The sequence below is a fragment of the Sphingomonas sp. PR090111-T3T-6A genome (assembly GCF_000383095.1).
Classification (GTDB): domain Bacteria; phylum Pseudomonadota; class Alphaproteobacteria; order Sphingomonadales; family Sphingomonadaceae; genus Solisphingomonas.
Map to the genome: position 1 here is coordinate 88,145 of NZ_AORL01000019.1, position 16,006 is coordinate 104,150.

A 16,006-nucleotide genomic window follows, 5' to 3' on the forward strand; every position below is an offset into this window, starting at 1 on the left:
CATTCAGCTAAACGGAATAATCGGGGAAAACGATGGATCGCCTGCGTGCCTTCGAGGTGTTCGCCACGGTGGTGGCCAGAGGCAGCTTCACGCGCGCCGCCGACGCCCTCGATACATCGCCCGCCAATGTGACGCGCTATGTGTCGGAGCTGGAGGCGCATCTCGGCACCCGGCTGCTCAACCGCACCTCGCGCCGCCTGTCGCTGACCGAGAGCGGCGAGGCGTTGTACGAGCGCGCGAAGTCGATCCTGGAGGATGTCGCCGAGGCCGAGACGATCGCATCGGCGTCCGCGCTGCACCCGAAGGGGCGGCTGCGCATCAATGTGCCGGTGAGCTTCGGCACGAATCATCTCGCGCCGCTCTGGCCGAAATTCATGGCGCGCCATCCCGATATCGAGCTGGATATCGACCTTTCCGACCGCGTCGTCGATCTGGTGGAGGAGGGCTATGACCTCGCGGTGCGCATCTCGCGCAGCGGGTCGCTGGCCAATGTCGGGCGCAAGCTGGCGGATTCGCGCAACCTGCTCTGCGCCTCGCCCGCCTTCCTCGCCCGCGCCGGCACGCCGCAGACGCTGGAGGAGCTGCCCCGCTACAGCTTCCTCGCCTACAGCCTGTGGACGGGCGGGGACACGCTCCCCTTCATCGATGCGCAGGGCAAGACGCACATGGTCCGCATGAACCCGATCATGCACGCCAACAATGGCGGCACGCTGCGCGCGGCGGCGCTGGCGGGGCTCGGCATCGTCAACCAGCCGACCTTCCTCGTCGGGGAGGACATCCGCGCCGGGCGGCTGGTCGAGCTACTGCCCGATTATCGCCTGCCGGACATCGACATCCTCGCCGTCTATCCCAGCCGGCGGCACCTGAGCCTCAAGGTGCGCGCGATGGTGGATTTCCTCGTCGAGCGCTTCCGCGGCACGCCATCCTGGGATTGCGCCTCGGCCTAGGGCTGCTTGTCGTCCTCGAAGGAGAAGAGGCGGCGCAGGTCCAGCCGGTGGTCGAGCAGATCGACCAGCGAATAATTGTCGAGCACGGTGAGGAAGGCGCGGGTCGCCTCGGCCAGCACGCGGGGCAGGCCGCAGGCGGACTGGATCATGCAGGTCGAGCAATCCACCAGGTCGAAGCCAGCCTCGGTATGGCGGACCAGCTCGCCCAGATTGATGTCCTTGGCCGGCCGGCCCAGCCGGATGCCGCCGCCGCGCCCGCGCACCGTCTCCACGAAGCCGGCGCGGCCGAGATCCTGCACCACCTTCATCAGGTGATTCTGCGAGATGTCGTAGACACGCGCGATCTCCGCGATCGACGAGAGGCCGCCGCCATTGCCATCGTCCCGCGAGCCCAGGTGGATCAGCACCCGCATCGCGTAATCGGTGTAGCGCGTCAGTTTCATGGCGCTTCCCTAGCCGGAATCGGGCTGCCGAAAAATAACATGTATTTCTATTGCATGTTTCTCTGCCCCAGAATACATGCATCTCAGATGAATGATTAGAGGTGAGTCGTGGAACGGACCCCCATCATCGACGAGGCCGCGCTGCCGGCGCTCATGGATCGCTTCTACGGCCGCGTGCGCGAGGACGCGGAACTAGGGCCTGTGTTCAACAGCATCGTGGAGGATTGGCCGGATCATCTGGAGCGGCTCGCCGCCTTCTGGTCGTCGGTGATGCTGACCACGGGGCGCTACAAGGGCAATCCGATGATGAAGCATCTGATCCACGCCGATCGCCTCAAGCCGGAGCTGTTCCAGCGCTGGCTGGCGATCTGGGAACGGACCACCGCCGAGATGCTGCCTCCCGAGGCCGCCGCCGCCATGCAGGCGAAGGCGCAGCGGATCTCGGAGAATCTCCAGCAGGCGATCCGGCTGCGCGGCACGGCGCAGCCGCCGGTCGCGGCGGAACCGGCCACACCGGTGTCCAAGCCCTACGGATCGTCGCCCATATTCGATGCCGAGACGCTGCCGGCGGCGCTGCGCCGGGCGCACACCACCAAGCCCGGCGTCTGGGGCGTGATCCGCGTGCTGGAAGGCGCCGTCTGCTACCATATCGAGGATGGCTCCGTGCCGCCCGCATTGCTCACGCCCGCCACCCCCGGCCTGATCCGGCCCGGCCAGCTGCACCATGTCGAGCCGGTCGGCGCGATGCGGATGCAGGTGGAGTTCTACGATCACAGGCCGCCGCTCGCCGCCTGACGATGGCGCGGGGCAGGGCACCCGTCCGCTCCCGCCGTCTACGCCTTGCATCGCCCGGAGGGGCTCTCCCCCTCTCCCCAAACCTCCGGGCGGTGCATCCCGTTACGTTGCGTCCTTCCCTCGCACCTCTCCGCCGTCCTTCGCGGCGGCGCACAGGAGACCGGTCATGGACACTCTCGCTTACGCCTTCGATCGGGACCACGAGCTTTACGGGGTCCATGATGTCCAGCTCGGCCTGCCGCTCTGCCCCACCCCAATTCCGGTCGTCGGCCGGGCGCCGGTGATGGGGGAGGCGGCGGCGCCCGATGTGCCGGCGGCGCTCGGCTGGATGATCCTGGCGGCCTATGGCGCGATCATGGGCGCGTTCCTGACGCTCTACACCGGCAATCTGCGCGCCGCGATGATGGTGGCGATCAGCGGGGCCTACATGGCCGTGTTCTTCGCGGTGCCGATCTTCTTCCTGAAGCAGGAGCCGGCGCGGGCAGGGCGGCCGAGCCTCGCCCGGTTCCTTGATCGGGGGCTGAACACCTGGACCGGGCATATCCATGGCCGGGAGGCGGCGATCCAGATCCTCTCCATCCCCGTGGTCATCGCCTGTGCGGTCACCATCTTCGGAATCATCGCGGCGATCGAACTCTGAGTTCCTCTCCCTGCTCAGCGTTCGCGCGATGGCGCGCCCAGGCCGCTCCCCCCTTCCGGCCTGGGCGCTTTCTTCATCAATGGGCGTCGGGGGTGGTCAGCACCTTGTCGTCGCTGTCGACGACAAACACCGCGAGCAGCTTCGCGGGCTTGGTCTTGCTGGCATTCTCGCTGATCTTGTGGTGCGCGCCGGGCGTCTCGTACCAGCTCTCGCCGGCATGATAGACGCGGGCCGGCTCGTCGTTCACCTGGCTGCGGATTCCGCCTTCCAGCACATAGGCATAGATGAAGGCCGAGGAGGCATGGTGATGCGCGGGCGACGTGCCTCCCGGCGCATAGCTGACGACCACGGCCTTCAGGGACTTGCCGGGAATGTTCGGGATCGCGTGCGCGAACTGCGGCGTTACCGTGGTGTTCTGGGGCGCGGGCGCGGCGAGCGCGGGCGTCGCCAGCAGGGCGGCAGCGGCGAGAAGGAAACGGTGGGCCATCGGGATTTCTCCTAGGTTGGGGGTTTCATGGTTCGCGCACGGGCAGTCTCTGAAAAAGAACCAAGAACGGCATCATTTCTTGTACCATCGCGACATGAACGCCCCGCTCGACCTCTCGCTCGACCTCCGATCGCGGAGGACGCTCGCTCTCCAGATCCATGACGCCATCGGCCAGGCCGTGCGGGAGGGGAGGCTGGAACCGGGCGCGCGGCTGCCGTCCTGGCGCGATCTCGCCGCGCAGCTCGGCGTGGCGCGCGGCACGGTCCGTGCGGCCTATGAGCGGCTGATGGACGAGCAGTTCCTCGTGTCGGCGGGGGCGGCGGGCACGTTCGTCGCGGATCGTCCGCCGGTCGAGGCGCGGCCCGCCGACAGGGCGATCCGGCCGCCGCTGCCGGGCCTGTTCTACGATCATGGCGTGGAGCCCTTGCCCTTCCAGATGGGCGTGCCGGCGCAAGATGCCTTTCCGTTCAAGCTGTGGTCGCGGCTATTGGCGGCGGCGGCGCGGACGGCGGCGGCGCAGCCGGTGAGCTATCCCGATCCGCGCGGCCTGCCTGCACTCCGGCAGGAGATCGCGGCCACTCTGGGCTATGCGCGAGGCATCGCCTGCCTGCCAGCGCAGGTGATCGTCACGGCCGGCTTCGCGGGCGGGCTGGGCCTGACGCTGGGCGCGCTGGGGATGCGGGGACGGCGTGCCTGGGTGGAGAGTCCGGGCTTTCCGCTGACCCGCCTCGCGCTGGAGACCGGCGGCGTCGAGACGGTGCCGGTGCCGGTCGACGCCAGAGGGCTCGACGTCGCGGCGGGGAGGGTGCTCGCCCCGGACGCGGCGCTGGCGGTGGTGACGCCGGGCCAGCAGGCGCCCCTTGGCGTGACGATGACGCTCGAACGGCGGCTGGCGCTGCTCGACTGGGCCGGGCGCACCGGCGGATGGGTGATCGAGGATGATTATCTGAGCGAGCTGCAACTGCGGGGCCGGGCGGCACCGGCGCTCGCCTCGCTCGATCGCGCGGGGCGGGTGATCCACATCGGCAGCTTCAGCAAGACGATCAGCCCGGCGCTGCGTCTGGGTTTCATCGTGGTCCCGGCGGAGCTGGCGGAGCGTTTCGGCGATTATGCCGCCTGCCTCGCGCCCGCGCCGGGGCTGGAGGCGCAGCGCGCCGTCGCGAGCTTCCTCGCGGAAGGCCATTATCTGCGCCATCTGCGGCGGATGAAACGCCTCTATGTCGCCCGTGCCGACGCGCTCAGCGAGGCGCTGCGCCCGCATCAGGGTGAGGGGGTGGTGGTGCATCCGATGGGCGGACTGGCGGTGCGCGTCGATCTGCCCGAAGGCATGGACGACGGCGATGTGGCGCGGCGCGCGCTGGCTTTTGGCCTGGCGCCGGTGCCGCTCTCGGGCTGGTATGGCGAGAGCGCGCGGCGGCCGGGGCTGCTGCTCGGCGTCACCAACGTCGCACTTGCGCGGATCGCGCTCGATTGCGACCGGCTGTTCGGGCTGATCCGCCGCTGACGCGTTGCCGCGTCAGGCGCTTCCCCGGCAGGCCGGATCGAGCGCGCAGGGCGTGTCGTGCTCCGTCTCGATCTGGATCGTCGCATGGTCGATGCCGAACCGCGCCTTGAGCGATGCGGCCACCTCCACCGTGAAGGCGTCGCCCGGATAGCCCGACGGCATCAGCATATGGACGGTGAGCGCCGTCTCGGTGGTGCTGATCGGCCAGATGTGGAGATCGTGGATCGCCGTCACCCTGTCGATGCTGCGCAGGAAGACGCCGATCTCCTCGGGGTTGAAGCCGGGCGGCGCGGCGTGGAGGCTGAGGTTCACCGAATCCCGAAGCAGCCCCCAGGTGCCGATGGCGGTCACGACGACGAGGATCAGGCTGGTGACCGGATCGATCCAGCTCCAGCCGGTCGCGACGACGAGCAGCCCCGCCAACACCACGCCCGCCGAGATGACCGCATCCGCCGCCATGTGAAGGAAGGCGCCGCGGATGTTCAGGTCATGATCCCGTCCGCGCATGAACATCAGCGCGGTGGCGGTGTTGATGACGATGCCGATGCCGGCGACGATCATCATCGTGCCTCCCGAGACGGGGGCGGGCTCCAGCAGGCGGCGGATCGCCTCCACCGCGATGACGCCCAGCGTCACCAGCAGCAGCAGCGCATTGAGCAGCGCCGCCAGGATCGACGAGCTGCGCAAGCCGTAGGTGTAGCGCCCGCCCGGCCCGCGCCTGGCGAGCACGGTCGCGCCCCATGCGATCAGCAGGCCGAGCACGTCGCCGAGATTGTGGCCGGCGTCGGCCAGCAACGCCATCGAGCCGCTGATCAGGCCATAGGCCGCCTCGACGGCGACGAAGGCGAAATTGAGCGCCGTCCCGATCGCGAAGGCGCGGCCGAAGCTGGCCGGCGCATGGCTGTGGCCGAGGCCATGATGATGATGGTGATCATGGCCGTGCCCGTGCCCGTGGTGGTCATGGTCATGTGCATCATGGTCGTGATGGTGCTGATGCCCGGCATGGGCGTCGTGCTGGTGGCGGTTCATGGCGCTCAGGTCAGATAAGCATGGACGATCGCGACCAGCTCTTCGCCGGCCTGCGTGCGGGGATCGTCGGGGGAGGCGGCGGCGTCCATCATATGCTCGCGGATATGATCCTCGATCACCTCGCCGATGAAGCCGTCGAGCGCACCGCGGCAGGCGGTCGCCTGCTGGAGCACGCGCGCGCACTCTGCATCGGCCTGAACCGCGCGTTCGATGGCCTCCAGTTGCCCCCGCAACCGCTTCAGCCGATTGAGCAGCTTCTGCTTTTCCTTGGCGACGTGACTCATGCCATATCCGATCGATGATACTATACCCCTATAGGGTATCTATGAGCGGCTGTCCAACGGCTGAATGAAGGGACGCCCCGGCGCACGCCTTCATAGCTCGATGAGAGGACGGGTGGCGCTATGGGACCGAGAGCTGGAGCGAGGACACGGCGTACGTGCCGGCGTGCTTTCGAAATTGTCGGTCGATAAATGCTGGCGGAGCGGGAGGGATTCGAACCCTCGAGGAGCTTTGGACCCCTACACACTTTCCAGGCGTGCGCCTTCGACCACTCGGCCACCGCTCCGTGCCGGGCGCTGCTAACGACATCGGGACGCTTCCGCAAGCTCTCGCGCTATGGCAGGCTACCGGAATGCGTCGATCCGTCCTGTCGCCCGCTTTCCTGGCCCTTCTGCTCACGGCAGCGTCGCCGCCTCCCGCAGCCCTGTCGCCGGGCGAGATCGTAGCCGCGGCGCCCGCCGGTGCGTGGCGCGCGGTCGCGCCCGACAATCTGCTGGTGATGGATCTCGCCAATGGTGCGCGGGTTGCGATCGAGCTGGCGCCTGATTTCGCGCCCGTCCATGTCGCCAACATCCGGGCGCTCGCCCGCGCAGGGTGGTTCGATGGCAGCGCGGTGGTGCGCGTGCAGGACAATTATGTGGTCCAATGGGCCGGAGCCGACGAGAAGAAGCCGCTCCCGGCCGGCGTCGTCGCGCATCCGCCGGCGGAATATGAGCGGCCGCTGGCCGGGCTGGCGATGCGGCCTCTGGGTTCGCCCGATCCCTATGCGGCGCAGGTCGGCCATGTGGGCGGCTGGCCGGTCGCGAGCGACGGCCGGACGGCGTGGCTGACCCATTGCTACGGGATGGTCGGCGTGGGCCGCGACATGCCGCCCGACACGGGGACCGGTGCCGAACTCTATACGGTGATCGGGCAGGCGCCGCGTCATCTCGATCGCAACATCGCGCTGGTCGGCCGGATCGTGGAGGGGATCGAAGCGCTGACGGCGCTCCCGCGCGGTACCGGCGATCTCGGCTTCTACACCGATGCGCGACAGAGGCTGACGATTCGCCGCGTGCGAATGGCAACCGACATGCCTGCCGCCGAGCGGCCGCGCTTCGAGGTGATGCGCGAGGACGCGCCGGCCTTTGCCGCCTATCTCGATGCGCGCGCCAACCGGCACGACGCTTTCTTCGTGCGCCCGGCGGGCGGCGTCGACCTCTGCAATGCGCCGGTGCCCGTCCGGCCGCAGCGCTAGGCGCTAGCGCGGCCGTTCGTTGCGCGAGGGGGCGGGGGCAGGAGCCGCCCTATGCGCAGCCCCGCCGGACGGGCCGTGCCAGCCATGGCCGCCGCCGCCGGGGCCTCCGCCATGCCAGCCGCTTCCGCCGGGGCGCCCGTTCCAGCCATGCGGGCCGTGGCCCGTCCATCCGGAGTTGCCATGGCCGCCGGCCCAGCCGTGCCCGCCATTCCAGCCATGGCCGGGGCCGTTCCAGTGGCGGCGATGGCCTCCGCGGTCATACACATAGAAGCCGGTGCCGGGATAATAGAAGCCGTCATACCAGCCATAGGCCGGCCATCCGCCATAAGCGGCATAGTCATCATAGCCGCCATAGACGTCGCCATAATAGCCGCCGCCATAGGCTCCGTAGCCGCCATAGCCGTCATCGACGCACCCGCTCAGCGCCAGCGCGCCGGCCAGCGCCAGCAGCGGAAGGGTTTTGCGAAGCCGCCCCCGGTCGATCCTTTCCCATGCCATCTTCTCTCTCCATCGCGGAGGGCTGCCATCAGAAGCCATGATATCTCATGGCCTTGAACCGGTGCTGAATCCGCCGGGCCGATGAGGGAGAGAGGGCGGTCAGAAGGGCAGCAGCTTCGACTGCGGTGTGAACTTCATGTAGCCGACATTGGCGCCCAGCCGCCAGCCGACCCCCAGCCGGATCGGGATCAGCACGATGTCGCCGCGGCGCAGATAGCTCGCGGTGAAGCCGCCGATGAAATAGGCAGTGCCCTCCGCCGCCGGGAAGCGATGATAGGCGTCCTGGCTGTCGTAGAGATTGTAGACGAGGATGAATTCCTTCGACGCGTTGCCGCCGATGTCGAAGCCCAGCGACGGCCCCGTCCAGTAGATCGGGCGATCGCCCTCGACCTTGTGATGCAGCACGCCCGAGCCGTAGCGCAGGCCGATGGCGAAGGCGCCGCTCGCCTCGCGGCCGGCGATATAGGCCGTGGGGCGGCCCTGATCCTTCAGGATCTTCTCGATGATCTTGGCGAGGCCCTCGGTGCCGCGGCCGAACACGCCCTCGGCGGCGTCGAGCACGTCGCTTTCCTGATAGGTCTGCGAATCCGAGGCGCGCGAGGCGTTGGTGGCCGGCGGAGTGGCACGCTCCTCGGTCCCCTCGGACGCGGGAGGCGGCGGGGCGCCACGGTCTTCGGCGGGGGGCGGCGGCGTATAGGCCGGGCCGCTGGTTTCGGGCTGGCCGTTGCCGAGCGCGTCGGCATGGGCCTGGGCGGAGGACGGATCGACCGTGCGAATCTGCGCTGCGACGGGCTGGGCCAGCAATCCGCCGAGAGCCGCGATGCCGGCGGCGGCCCCGAGCCGACGGGCGATGATCGTCATGAAACCTGTGCTCCCCAACTTCTCAAGGCTCTGGTTAACCGCGAAGCGCCTTAGCACGCAATGAATGGCAAGCGTGACGGAAGCGGCATGACTCAATGGCTGCACATTTCACCGCGCAGAGGCAGTTGTGCAGTCCGAAAACCGTCGCTATAGCCCCCCGAAGCCGGCCCGGAGACGTGGGTGAGTGGCTGAAACCAACGCTTTGCTAAAGCGTCATACGGGAAACCGTATCGAGGGTTCGAATCCCTCCGTCTCCGCCACTCCGATGATCCTTCCAGATTCGTGATGACACGGGATGACTCTGCATTTCTGCGGGCTTCGTCCGCCTAGCGCGCGGTCGGCGCGGTGCGGTGGAGGCGATCGAGGCGGACCAGCGCCGCCAGAATCTCGACCGGCAGAGCCTGACCGACAGGCTGGGCCACCTTCGGCCCGAGCGGGGCTTTTCGTGTCGGCAGCGGCTGGCTCAAGGTTAAACTCCCGTTAGCCCTATCAATAACGGCTGGCGGCCCGGAGAGTTTAGCGTTCGACCAAAGTTAAATTCCCACAGGCCTTTTCGCCGGGCTCGCAAGGGGCATTTCCGGTGCGGGCGGCCGTCATGTTGCGGCGGCTCCCTGAGTCCTGTAGGTCGCGCGGCCATCCCGACAGGGACGATCCGAACATCAGGGCTTGGCGGGATGACGACCCGGACACTTTTCGCGACACGTTTCTATCAGGGCGAGCTGGGCGACGCCGATCTGCTCGCCGAGCTGGAGGACGCCGCGCTGTCGCTCGCCCGCGAGGATCGCGCCGGCCGGGCCTGGAGCAAGCAGCAGGGCTATCCCGGCTACACCTCCTATGCCTCGCTGAACGATCTACCGGTCCGCAATCCGGTGTTCGACGACTTGCGGCGCGTGCTCGACAAGCATGTGCGCCGCTTCGTCGACGAGGCCTATCTCGATCTGGGCGGGCGTCGCCTGAAGCTGGACAGCCTGTGGGTCAACGTCCTCAAGGGATCGGGCGGGCATTCGGGCCATATCCATCCGCACAGCGTCGTGTCGGGCACCATCTATGTCCGCGTGCCGGAGGGCGCGCAGGGGCTGAAGCTGGAAGACCCGCGCCTGCCGATGATGATGGCGGCGCCGCTCCGCCGCCGGGACGCGCCGGAAGACGCGCAGACCTTCGTCTATGCGACGCCTGCCGAGGGCAGCATCTTCCTGTGGGAGAGCTGGCTGCGGCACGAGGTGCCGGCCGGGCAGGCGAAATCCGAACGGATCAGCATCAGCTTCAACTATCGCTGAGTTCCGGGGCTGCCATGCGGGCGCGGGAGCGCCGGATATGCCTGGCGGGCCGAACGAGGGCGTTGGCGGCGCGCGTGGTGAGGCGGTCGGCGGCGGTGGCCGCGGCGTGGATCAGGCCCGAGAAGGAGAAATGGTCGGCCTCGCCTGTCTTCCCCCGTGCCAGCGCGCGATCATAGGCGAAGATCACCGCGATCACGACCGCGAGCAGCAGCAAGGCGGACGGCGCGGCGCCGAGCTTCGCCGTGATGATCTTCGGCCAGAAGGTGATGATGACATTGCCGAAGCCGAAGCCGAACAGCGAGCGGCGGCCGAGCACGAGCAGGGCATCCGGCACCCGGCGCCCCCGGGTCGCCGCGACGGCGACGAGGATCAGCACCAGCGCGAACCCGCCCATGATGAAGGTGTAGGCCGGGTGATTGAGGTTGCGCAGGCGCATCGAGGAGAGGCTCGTCAGATCGATCGGCCCGTAGCGCGTCTGCGTCAGCGACCAGAGGCCCACCGCCGCGAAGAGCAGCAGCAGCGGCCACAGCCTTCCGCGAGGGGAGGTGCCCGTCAGCCAGCGCCCCAGCAGGAAGCCCGCGAAGACCAGCACCAGGCTGTGGAGGATGGACGGCCCGGCGATCTGGGGAACGCTGCCCGTGCCGATCGTCAGGTCGATGATCCGGCTGAGGATCGGCTGGCCCATCACCGACGGCGGCGTCGGCAGGCTCTTGAGCTGCGGGAAAGCCAGATGCACGCAGACGGCGGCGGCGAGGCACAGCGACACCGGCACCCGCCGCAGCAGCAGGATGACCAGCGGCATCGCCATGAACATGATCGTGTAATATTGCAGGATGCCGGCATAGGGCGTGCTGCCGAGCATCAGCGCGCAGAGGAAGGTGTATCGCGCGCTGTAGGGCACGGCGATCCACAGCGCGAGGACGTTGGCGAGGAACAGCAGATAGCACTGGATGCCGCGCGCCCAGCTTCGCCGCGTCAGCACCTTCAGGCCATCGCGTTCGGCGCGGGGCAGGTGGACCAGCGCGATCATCGCGCCGAAGAGCAGGATGAAGATCGGCGTCGAGGTGCGGATCACGATGCCGACCAGCGGGGAGGGCATCGGCGTGCCCACCTGAACCATCGCGTGGGCCGTCAGGGCGAGCAGCATGGCCCAGGATCGGGCGACATCGAGGCCATAGATGCGCTTCGCCGCCATTGCTCCGCCGGTCCCCTTGATCGCAACCGGGGTAGCCCCGCGCTCGTGGACGAGGGACTACCCGCAGATACGCTTACGCTAACACGAAATCGGCGGCCGAGAAGTTGGACGCACTCAGCGTATGGTGCGGATCACTCACCTCGACGCTGAATTTGACACCGGTTGACGTGGTCACGTCGATGCTCACGTCGCCGTTCGTCATGTCATGGGCATAGACCGTCCCGGCCGCGCCGCCGACCTTGTAGGCAGTAACGCCCAGCTTCTCCAAAACGATCCGGTCCACCCCGTCCTCGTAATCTTGGATGACATCGCCCCCATCGAGCGCGCCGGCGCCCTTGAACACGAACCAGTCCGCGCCGGCTCCGCCCCAGAGCTGGTCGTGCCCGGCCTCGCCGAAGATATGGTCGTTGCCGGCATCGCCGTGGATCTGGTCGTTGCCGTTGCCGCCCAGCATCGTGTCGTCGCCGTCGCCGCCGTACAGGACGTCGTTGCCGTCCTCGCCGTTCATCGAGTCCGCATCCTTGCCGCCGTCGAGATAATCGTCGCCGGCGCCCGCCTGGAGATTGTCCTTCCCGTCACCGCCGTAGAGCTGGTCCTTGCCGCCCTCGGAAGACAGGATGTCGTCGCCCGTGCCGCCGTCGAGATAGTTATTGCCGTCGCCGCCATCGACGCGGTCGTTGCCGGTGCCGCCGTAGACATGGTCGTCGCCGGACTGGCCTTTCAGCTTGTCGTTGCCGTCTTCGCCGTAAATCCAGTCATTGCCGGGGCCGCCGGCCACCGCCTCGGTGGTGACGAGGCCGGTCGCGGGGTTGACCTCGTTGAGGAAGCCATCGTCGCCGGGGCCGGCGTGGATGATGTCGTCGCCATAACCGCCGTCGATATAGTCGCGGCCGTCGCCGGCGTAGATGGTGTCGTTGCCGCCGTCGCCGAGAATCTGGTCATGGCCCTTGCCGGCCTCGATCAGATCGTCGCCGTCGCCGCCCGAGAAGATGTTGTTGCCGGACAGGTCGATCAGATGATCGTTGCCGGGCCCGCCGTCGAGCTTGTCGAGGCCGTCGCCGCCATCGATATAATCGGCTCCGTCACCGCCCTTGAGATAGTCGTTCCCTGCGAGTCCCAGAATTTTGTCGGCCAGTGTCGTGCCGAATATCGTATCCGCTCCGGAAGTTCCGTTGTAATTACTCATCTCGCCACTCTCAATAATGAACCCTTGTAGCTTTGCTGCAATATTCAATCCTATTTGGTAAATTGGAGAGAGATTGCTGGAAAGCTGCGTTTTGCTTGCAGAAGATTTTCGGGTCGAACAGGGCGTTGAGCCGATGCGAGCGTTGGTCGCGCCCGGTAGTTGGGGACGCGGCCTGGCGTAGAACGGCGGTATGGGAGAGTGGGGGGAGCCTTCGGACGATGGGAAGGCCTAGGGGTGCAATGACATCCAAGTCAGATGCGTGACGATCCGTCAGCCGGCCCAATGGATTTCATGGAAATTCCGATAAAGCTCACGACGGATTTACTATTTCTGCAAGGAGTTATGAGTCCAGATTCACGATCGTTCGCCGGAAGGGGGCGAGATTTGGCGCGCCGCGCCCGGAATGCATCCGGTGCTATAGGCCGATAATTATTTGCAACGAGCAGTCATATTGCGGTGAAAGCCGCGTGCTGCGTCGCACAAATCCATTGGCCTTGGCGGATGGCGCCAGGGGCAGAATCGCTCCGATCTGGGGCACCTTGTCCGATTTCGGCGCGGACAGCGTCGCGGGATCGACATAATATCGAGGCAGCAGGGAGCGGGGCGGGTCGCAGGCGGCAAAAAATGCCGGGCCGGCTCAGGGCGTCTCAGACTGATACGGCGGCGCAACAAACCGCCTTGTCGGTGAACATCGATGGCGCGACTAATAATTTTGCTATAGTTAATATGTTGTTGGCGTTTGTGGGGCTCGATATGGAAAACCAGCACAGTCAGCTCTTGGGCGAAGACAAGCATCTGCTTGACGCCGTCGACCTCTCTCATTCGAGTGATGTTGACCGGCCTCGTCCAAGATATCGCTTCGATCTTTCCGAGATCGAGGTGCGTTGGGACCCATCGACGCAGGCGTTGTGGAGTTTCATGACGCCGACTCTTCGACCGGCCTTCAATCCGCTGTTGTTGCGCGATCTTCAGGCGTGGCAGAACGAAATCGGGCGCAGCTTTGCTTCCGGTGATCCGCAGCTCAAATATGTTATTCTGGGCTCGCGGGTGCCTGGAGTGTTCAATCTCGGCGGCGACCTTTCGGTTGTCGCCGACATGATCGACGCGGGCGATCTCGATGGCCTCGTCCGCTATGCCTATCTCTGCGTCGAAATCCTTTATCGCAACATGACGGCGCAGGGTTTGCCGGTGATCACCATCGCCCTCATCCAGGGCGAGACGGTGGGCGGCGGGTTCGAGACGGCGCTTTCCTTCGATGTGCTGGTGGCGGAGCGTCAGGCGCGCTTCTCGCTGCCGGAAAATGCCTTCGGCCTGTTTCCGGGCGTGGGCGCGCATTCGATCCTGACGCGTCGCCTCGGCGCGGCGAAGGCCGAGCAGATCATGCTGAGCGGCAAGACCTTCACGGCCGAGGAATTGTATGATCTCGGCCTCGTCCATGTGCTGGCCGAGCCGGGCGAGGGCGAGGCCGCGGTGCAGGACTATATGGCGCGCAACGGCAAGCGGCAGGGCGGCCATCTCGGCATCTACCGCGCCTCGCGCGAGGTGAACCCGATCACGATGGAAGAGCTTCAGCGCGTCGCCCGGATCTGGGCGGAGACGGCGCTCGGCATCGGCGCGCAGCATGTGAAGGTGATGCGCCGGCTGGCCGGCATTCAGGCTAGGCGTTCGATCGAACTACCCGCAGGGGCGTGATCCTGGGAGAAACCGCGTCGGCGCTGTTCGGCGTGCCGGCGAGATAGCCGGCAATGTGCTCGCGCGGCATGGGACGGGCGAAGAGATAGCCCTGACCGGCCGCGCAGCCCTGGCTGACGACATAGTCCTCCTGCTCGGGCGTCTCGATCCCCTCGGCGATCACCGAGAGGTCGAGCGATTTGGCGAGGCTGCAAATCGCCTGCACGACGGCGCGCGTCTCGCTCTGGCGATCGGGGCTGCTGATGAAGGAGCGGTCGATCTTGATACGATCGAACTTGTAGCGGCACAGATAGCTCAGCGACGAATAGCCCGTGCCGAAATCGTCGAGCGACACGCGAATGCCGAGCTTCTGGAAGCCGTCGAGCAGGCCGGCGGCGTTGGGATTGTCCTCGACGATCGCGGACTCGGTGATCTCCAGCTCCAGCCGGCGCGGCGACAGGCCGGAGGCCATCAGCGCCTCCACCACCATCGTCGGCAGGTCGCGGCCCTTGAGCAGGCCGGCCGAGATGTTGACCGCCACCGAGATGCTGTCCGGCCAGCGCTGGGCCTCGGCGCAGGCGACGCGCAGCACCCAGGCGGTAAGCGAGTCGATCAGGCCGATGCTCTCCGCGATCGGCACGAAGGTGCTCGGCGGGATGTTGCCGTGAATCGGGTGGTGCCAGCGCAGCAGCGCCTCGAAGCTCTCGACCCGCTTGGTGGCGAGATTGACGATCGGCTGGAAATGGAGGTCCAATTCCTCCTGCGCGATGGCGCGCTTGAGGTCATGCTCCAGATGCTGCCGGTCGACGAGGCGGCGCTCCATCTCCGGATCGAACAGGATGACGCGGTTGCGGCCCTTCGCCTTCGCCTCGTAGAGCGCGACGTCGGCGTGGCGCAGCAGGTCGTCCGACGAGATGCCCGGCGACGAGATGGCGATGCCGATCGAGACGGTGAGGTCCATCAGGCCCTGGCCCGAGCCGACGGGCTTGGCGATCACCTCGCGCACCATCTCGGCGAGCTTCAGCGCGTGCTCGACATTCTCGACCGGCACCACGACGATGAACTCGTCGCCGCCGAAGCGCGCGACGCTCGCCATCGGGGTCGCGAATTTCGAGAGGCGCGAGGCGACATGGTGGAGCAGGTCGTCGCCCGCCGCATGGCCCATCGTGTCGTTGATCTGCTTGAAGCGGTCTAGATCCAGCCACAGCACGGCGATCGCCTGCTCGCGGTGCTGGAGGAGCCGCTCCAGCGTCAGACGCAGCGTGCCGCGATTGTCGATGCCGGTCAACGGATCGGTCTTGGAGAGCTTCTCGTAGACCGTCGCGAGCTGGAGTTTCTCCTGCCGGTCGATGAACGCCTCCAGCACCGTCTTGTAGGTGAGGAGCGTGATGTCGGTCACGACGATGATGAAGAGCAGGTTGGCGACCGCCAGCAGCATCCCCGCTGGTCCGCGATCGGTGGCGAACAGGCCGATGCTGATCGGCAGCGCGCTCGACAGGAGCTGGCCGATGGCGATAAAGGGCCGGCCCGTGTTGCGGCCCGCGGCGCCTGCGGCATAGCCGGTCGCCAGCGTCGCCATCAGCGCGTGGAGCCTGAGGTCAGGACTGATGAGCAGGATTTCGAGCGTCAGCAGGCCGAGCAGGGCGGCATAGCTGACCGCGCCGATATCGTACAGAATCTCCCACTTCTTCGCGCCGGCGCTGAGATTGCCGGGGCGGAAGATGCCGAAGCTCGCCACGCGCAGCGCGCCGCACAGCGTCAGCAGCAGGCCGGTCACCTCGACGAGCGTGGTGCGGCAATAATAGGAGGTGACGGCTGCTACCGCGCCGCCGAGCAGGGCGCCGATGCCGAGGGAGGCGCGGGAGGCGTAGAGTGCCTCGATCAGCGCGACTCGCACCGCATGATTCAGCTCCTTGTCCTTGGGGCGGACCTTGAAGACATTCAGGAGCACGGC

The 16,006-nt window shown here is 66.9% G+C and carries 17 protein-coding genes and 2 tRNA genes; 8 read left to right on the top strand and 11 right to left on the bottom strand.

The window, feature by feature from the left end; genetic code table 11:
• Nucleotides 1-32: 32 nt before the first annotated feature.
• Nucleotides 33-947 (top strand): LysR family transcriptional regulator, encoded by a 915-nt coding sequence (locus tag ST3T6A_RS0109260; protein ID WP_019832635.1) that lies wholly within the window; start codon nt 33-35, stop codon nt 945-947.
• Here ST3T6A_RS0109260 and ST3T6A_RS0109265 read toward each other — a convergent pair.
• Nucleotides 944-1,390 (bottom strand): Rrf2 family transcriptional regulator, encoded by a 447-nt coding sequence (locus tag ST3T6A_RS0109265; protein ID WP_019832636.1) that lies wholly within the window; start codon nt 1,388-1,390, stop codon nt 944-946. The two genes, ST3T6A_RS0109260 and ST3T6A_RS0109265, sit on opposite strands and share 4 nt — an antisense overlap.
• Before the next feature lie 108 nt (nt 1,391-1,498).
• Between ST3T6A_RS0109265 and ST3T6A_RS22190 the strand changes: the two genes are divergently transcribed.
• Entirely contained in the window at nt 1,499-2,185 is a 687-nt protein-coding gene (locus tag ST3T6A_RS22190; protein WP_019832637.1) for a DUF1971 domain-containing protein, read from the top strand.
• A gap of 166 nt (nt 2,186-2,351) precedes the next feature.
• Nucleotides 2,352-2,825, top strand: a complete 474-nt coding sequence (locus tag ST3T6A_RS0109275; RefSeq protein ID WP_019832638.1) for a hypothetical protein — start codon at nt 2,352-2,354, stop codon at nt 2,823-2,825.
• A 76-nt stretch (nt 2,826-2,901) separates the two neighbouring features.
• Here the strand turns inward: ST3T6A_RS0109275 and ST3T6A_RS0109280 are convergent, their stop codons facing one another.
• Nucleotides 2,902-3,312 carry a cupin domain-containing protein gene (locus tag ST3T6A_RS0109280; RefSeq protein ID WP_019832639.1) on the bottom strand — a complete coding sequence of 137 codons (411 nt, stop codon included), beginning with the start codon at nt 3,310-3,312 and terminating at the stop codon, nt 2,902-2,904.
• A 94-nt stretch (nt 3,313-3,406) separates the two neighbouring features.
• On the opposite strand from ST3T6A_RS0109280, the gene pdxR reads away from it, so the two are divergent.
• Nucleotides 3,407-4,816 (top strand): MocR-like pyridoxine biosynthesis transcription factor PdxR, encoded by a 1,410-nt coding sequence (pdxR, locus tag ST3T6A_RS0109285; RefSeq protein WP_019832640.1) that lies wholly within the window; start codon nt 3,407-3,409, stop codon nt 4,814-4,816.
• A 12-nt stretch (nt 4,817-4,828) separates the two neighbouring features.
• Here pdxR and ST3T6A_RS0109290 read toward each other — a convergent pair whose 3' ends face one another.
• The 3 genes from ST3T6A_RS0109290 to ST3T6A_RS0109300 form a co-directional block, all read right to left on the bottom strand.
• Entirely contained in the window at nt 4,829-5,845 is a 1,017-nt protein-coding gene (locus tag ST3T6A_RS0109290; RefSeq protein ID WP_019832641.1) for a cation diffusion facilitator family transporter, read from the bottom strand.
• A 5-nt stretch (nt 5,846-5,850) separates the two neighbouring features.
• The gene (locus ST3T6A_RS0109295) at nt 5,851-6,129 is read right to left on the bottom strand and encodes a metal/formaldehyde-sensitive transcriptional repressor (RefSeq protein ID WP_019832642.1); all 279 of its coding nucleotides are present in this window, start codon (nt 6,127-6,129) and stop codon (nt 5,851-5,853) included.
• A gap of 193 nt (nt 6,130-6,322) precedes the next feature.
• Nucleotides 6,323-6,413 (bottom strand) — tRNA-Ser (locus ST3T6A_RS0109300).
• A gap of 66 nt (nt 6,414-6,479) precedes the next feature.
• On the opposite strand from ST3T6A_RS0109300, the gene ST3T6A_RS0109305 reads away from it, so the two are divergent.
• Nucleotides 6,480-7,364, top strand: a complete 885-nt coding sequence (locus tag ST3T6A_RS0109305; protein ID WP_019832643.1) for a peptidylprolyl isomerase — start codon at nt 6,480-6,482, stop codon at nt 7,362-7,364.
• Between the two features lie 3 nt (nt 7,365-7,367).
• Here the strand turns inward: ST3T6A_RS0109305 and ST3T6A_RS19755 are convergent, their stop codons facing one another.
• Both ST3T6A_RS19755 and ST3T6A_RS0109315 read right to left on the bottom strand, forming a co-directional pair.
• Complete coding sequence (locus ST3T6A_RS19755; protein WP_019832644.1) at nt 7,368-7,862, bottom strand: hypothetical protein; 495 nt, start codon at nt 7,860-7,862, stop codon at nt 7,368-7,370.
• 99 nt (nt 7,863-7,961) lie between these two features.
• Nucleotides 7,962-8,723: a DUF1134 domain-containing protein gene (locus ST3T6A_RS0109315; RefSeq protein WP_019832645.1), complete on the bottom strand. Its 762-nt coding sequence runs from the start codon at nt 8,721-8,723 to the stop codon at nt 7,962-7,964.
• Nucleotides 8,724-8,893: 170 nt separating this feature from the next.
• On the opposite strand from ST3T6A_RS0109315, the gene ST3T6A_RS0109320 reads away from it, so the two are divergent.
• A tRNA-Ser gene (locus ST3T6A_RS0109320) sits at nt 8,894-8,983 on the top strand.
• A gap of 66 nt (nt 8,984-9,049) precedes the next feature.
• On the opposite strand, the gene ST3T6A_RS21460 is transcribed toward ST3T6A_RS0109320, so the two are convergent.
• Entirely contained in the window at nt 9,050-9,190 is a 141-nt protein-coding gene (locus ST3T6A_RS21460) for a hypothetical protein (RefSeq protein ID WP_019832646.1), read from the bottom strand.
• A 207-nt stretch (nt 9,191-9,397) separates the two neighbouring features.
• Here ST3T6A_RS21460 and ST3T6A_RS0109330 point away from each other — a divergent pair, with 207 nt between their 5' ends.
• A complete protein-coding gene (locus ST3T6A_RS0109330; protein ID WP_019832647.1) occupies nt 9,398-10,000 on the top strand; it encodes a TIGR02466 family protein in 603 nt (200 codons plus the stop codon).
• Here the strand turns inward: ST3T6A_RS0109330 and ST3T6A_RS0109335 are convergent.
• Nucleotides 9,987-11,195, bottom strand: a complete 1,209-nt coding sequence (locus tag ST3T6A_RS0109335; protein ID WP_019832648.1) for an acyltransferase family protein — start codon at nt 11,193-11,195, stop codon at nt 9,987-9,989. The two genes, ST3T6A_RS0109330 and ST3T6A_RS0109335, sit on opposite strands and share 14 nt — an antisense overlap.
• A 73-nt stretch (nt 11,196-11,268) precedes the next feature.
• A complete protein-coding gene (locus ST3T6A_RS0109340; RefSeq protein WP_019832649.1) occupies nt 11,269-12,381 on the bottom strand; it encodes a calcium-binding protein in 1,113 nt (370 codons plus the stop codon).
• A 753-nt stretch (nt 12,382-13,134) separates the two neighbouring features.
• Here ST3T6A_RS0109340 and ST3T6A_RS0109345 point away from each other — a divergent pair.
• A complete protein-coding gene (locus ST3T6A_RS0109345) occupies nt 13,135-14,073 on the top strand; it encodes a crotonase/enoyl-CoA hydratase family protein (RefSeq protein WP_026359565.1) in 939 nt (312 codons plus the stop codon).
• On the opposite strand, the gene ST3T6A_RS0109350 is transcribed toward ST3T6A_RS0109345, so the two are convergent.
• Nucleotides 14,039-16,003, bottom strand: coding sequence for a putative bifunctional diguanylate cyclase/phosphodiesterase (locus tag ST3T6A_RS0109350; RefSeq protein WP_019832651.1), 1,965 nt, complete (start codon nt 16,001-16,003; stop codon nt 14,039-14,041). The two genes, ST3T6A_RS0109345 and ST3T6A_RS0109350, sit on opposite strands and share 35 nt — an antisense overlap.
• Nucleotides 16,004-16,006 lie beyond the last annotated feature (3 nt).

Bases quoted from the DNA above. Each gene is read 5' to 3' on its own strand.
- ST3T6A_RS0109260 (WP_019832635.1), top strand. From the start codon at position 33: ATGGATCGCCTGCGTGCCTTCGAGGTGTTCGCCACGGTGGTGGCCAGA.
- ST3T6A_RS0109265 (WP_019832636.1), bottom strand. From the start codon at position 1,390: ATGAAACTGACGCGCTACACCGATTACGCGATGCGGGTGCTGATCCAC.
- ST3T6A_RS0109275 (WP_019832638.1), top strand. From the start codon at position 2,352: ATGGACACTCTCGCTTACGCCTTCGATCGGGACCACGAGCTTTACGGG.
- ST3T6A_RS0109280 (WP_019832639.1), bottom strand. From the start codon at position 3,312: ATGGCCCACCGTTTCCTTCTCGCCGCTGCCGCCCTGCTGGCGACGCCC.
- pdxR (WP_019832640.1), top strand. From the start codon at position 3,407: ATGAACGCCCCGCTCGACCTCTCGCTCGACCTCCGATCGCGGAGGACG.
- ST3T6A_RS0109290 (WP_019832641.1), bottom strand. From the start codon at position 5,845: ATGAACCGCCACCAGCACGACGCCCATGCCGGGCATCAGCACCATCAC.
- ST3T6A_RS0109295 (WP_019832642.1), bottom strand. From the start codon at position 6,129: ATGAGTCACGTCGCCAAGGAAAAGCAGAAGCTGCTCAATCGGCTGAAG.
- ST3T6A_RS0109305 (WP_019832643.1), top strand. From the start codon at position 6,480: ATGCGTCGATCCGTCCTGTCGCCCGCTTTCCTGGCCCTTCTGCTCACG.
- ST3T6A_RS19755 (WP_019832644.1), bottom strand. From the start codon at position 7,862: ATGGCATGGGAAAGGATCGACCGGGGGCGGCTTCGCAAAACCCTTCCG.
- ST3T6A_RS0109315 (WP_019832645.1), bottom strand. From the start codon at position 8,723: ATGACGATCATCGCCCGTCGGCTCGGGGCCGCCGCCGGCATCGCGGCT.
- ST3T6A_RS0109330 (WP_019832647.1), top strand. From the start codon at position 9,398: ATGACGACCCGGACACTTTTCGCGACACGTTTCTATCAGGGCGAGCTG.
- ST3T6A_RS0109335 (WP_019832648.1), bottom strand. From the start codon at position 11,195: ATGGCGGCGAAGCGCATCTATGGCCTCGATGTCGCCCGATCCTGGGCC.
- ST3T6A_RS0109340 (WP_019832649.1), bottom strand. From the start codon at position 12,381: ATGAGTAATTACAACGGAACTTCCGGAGCGGATACGATATTCGGCACG.
- ST3T6A_RS0109345 (WP_026359565.1), top strand. From the start codon at position 13,135: ATGGAAAACCAGCACAGTCAGCTCTTGGGCGAAGACAAGCATCTGCTT.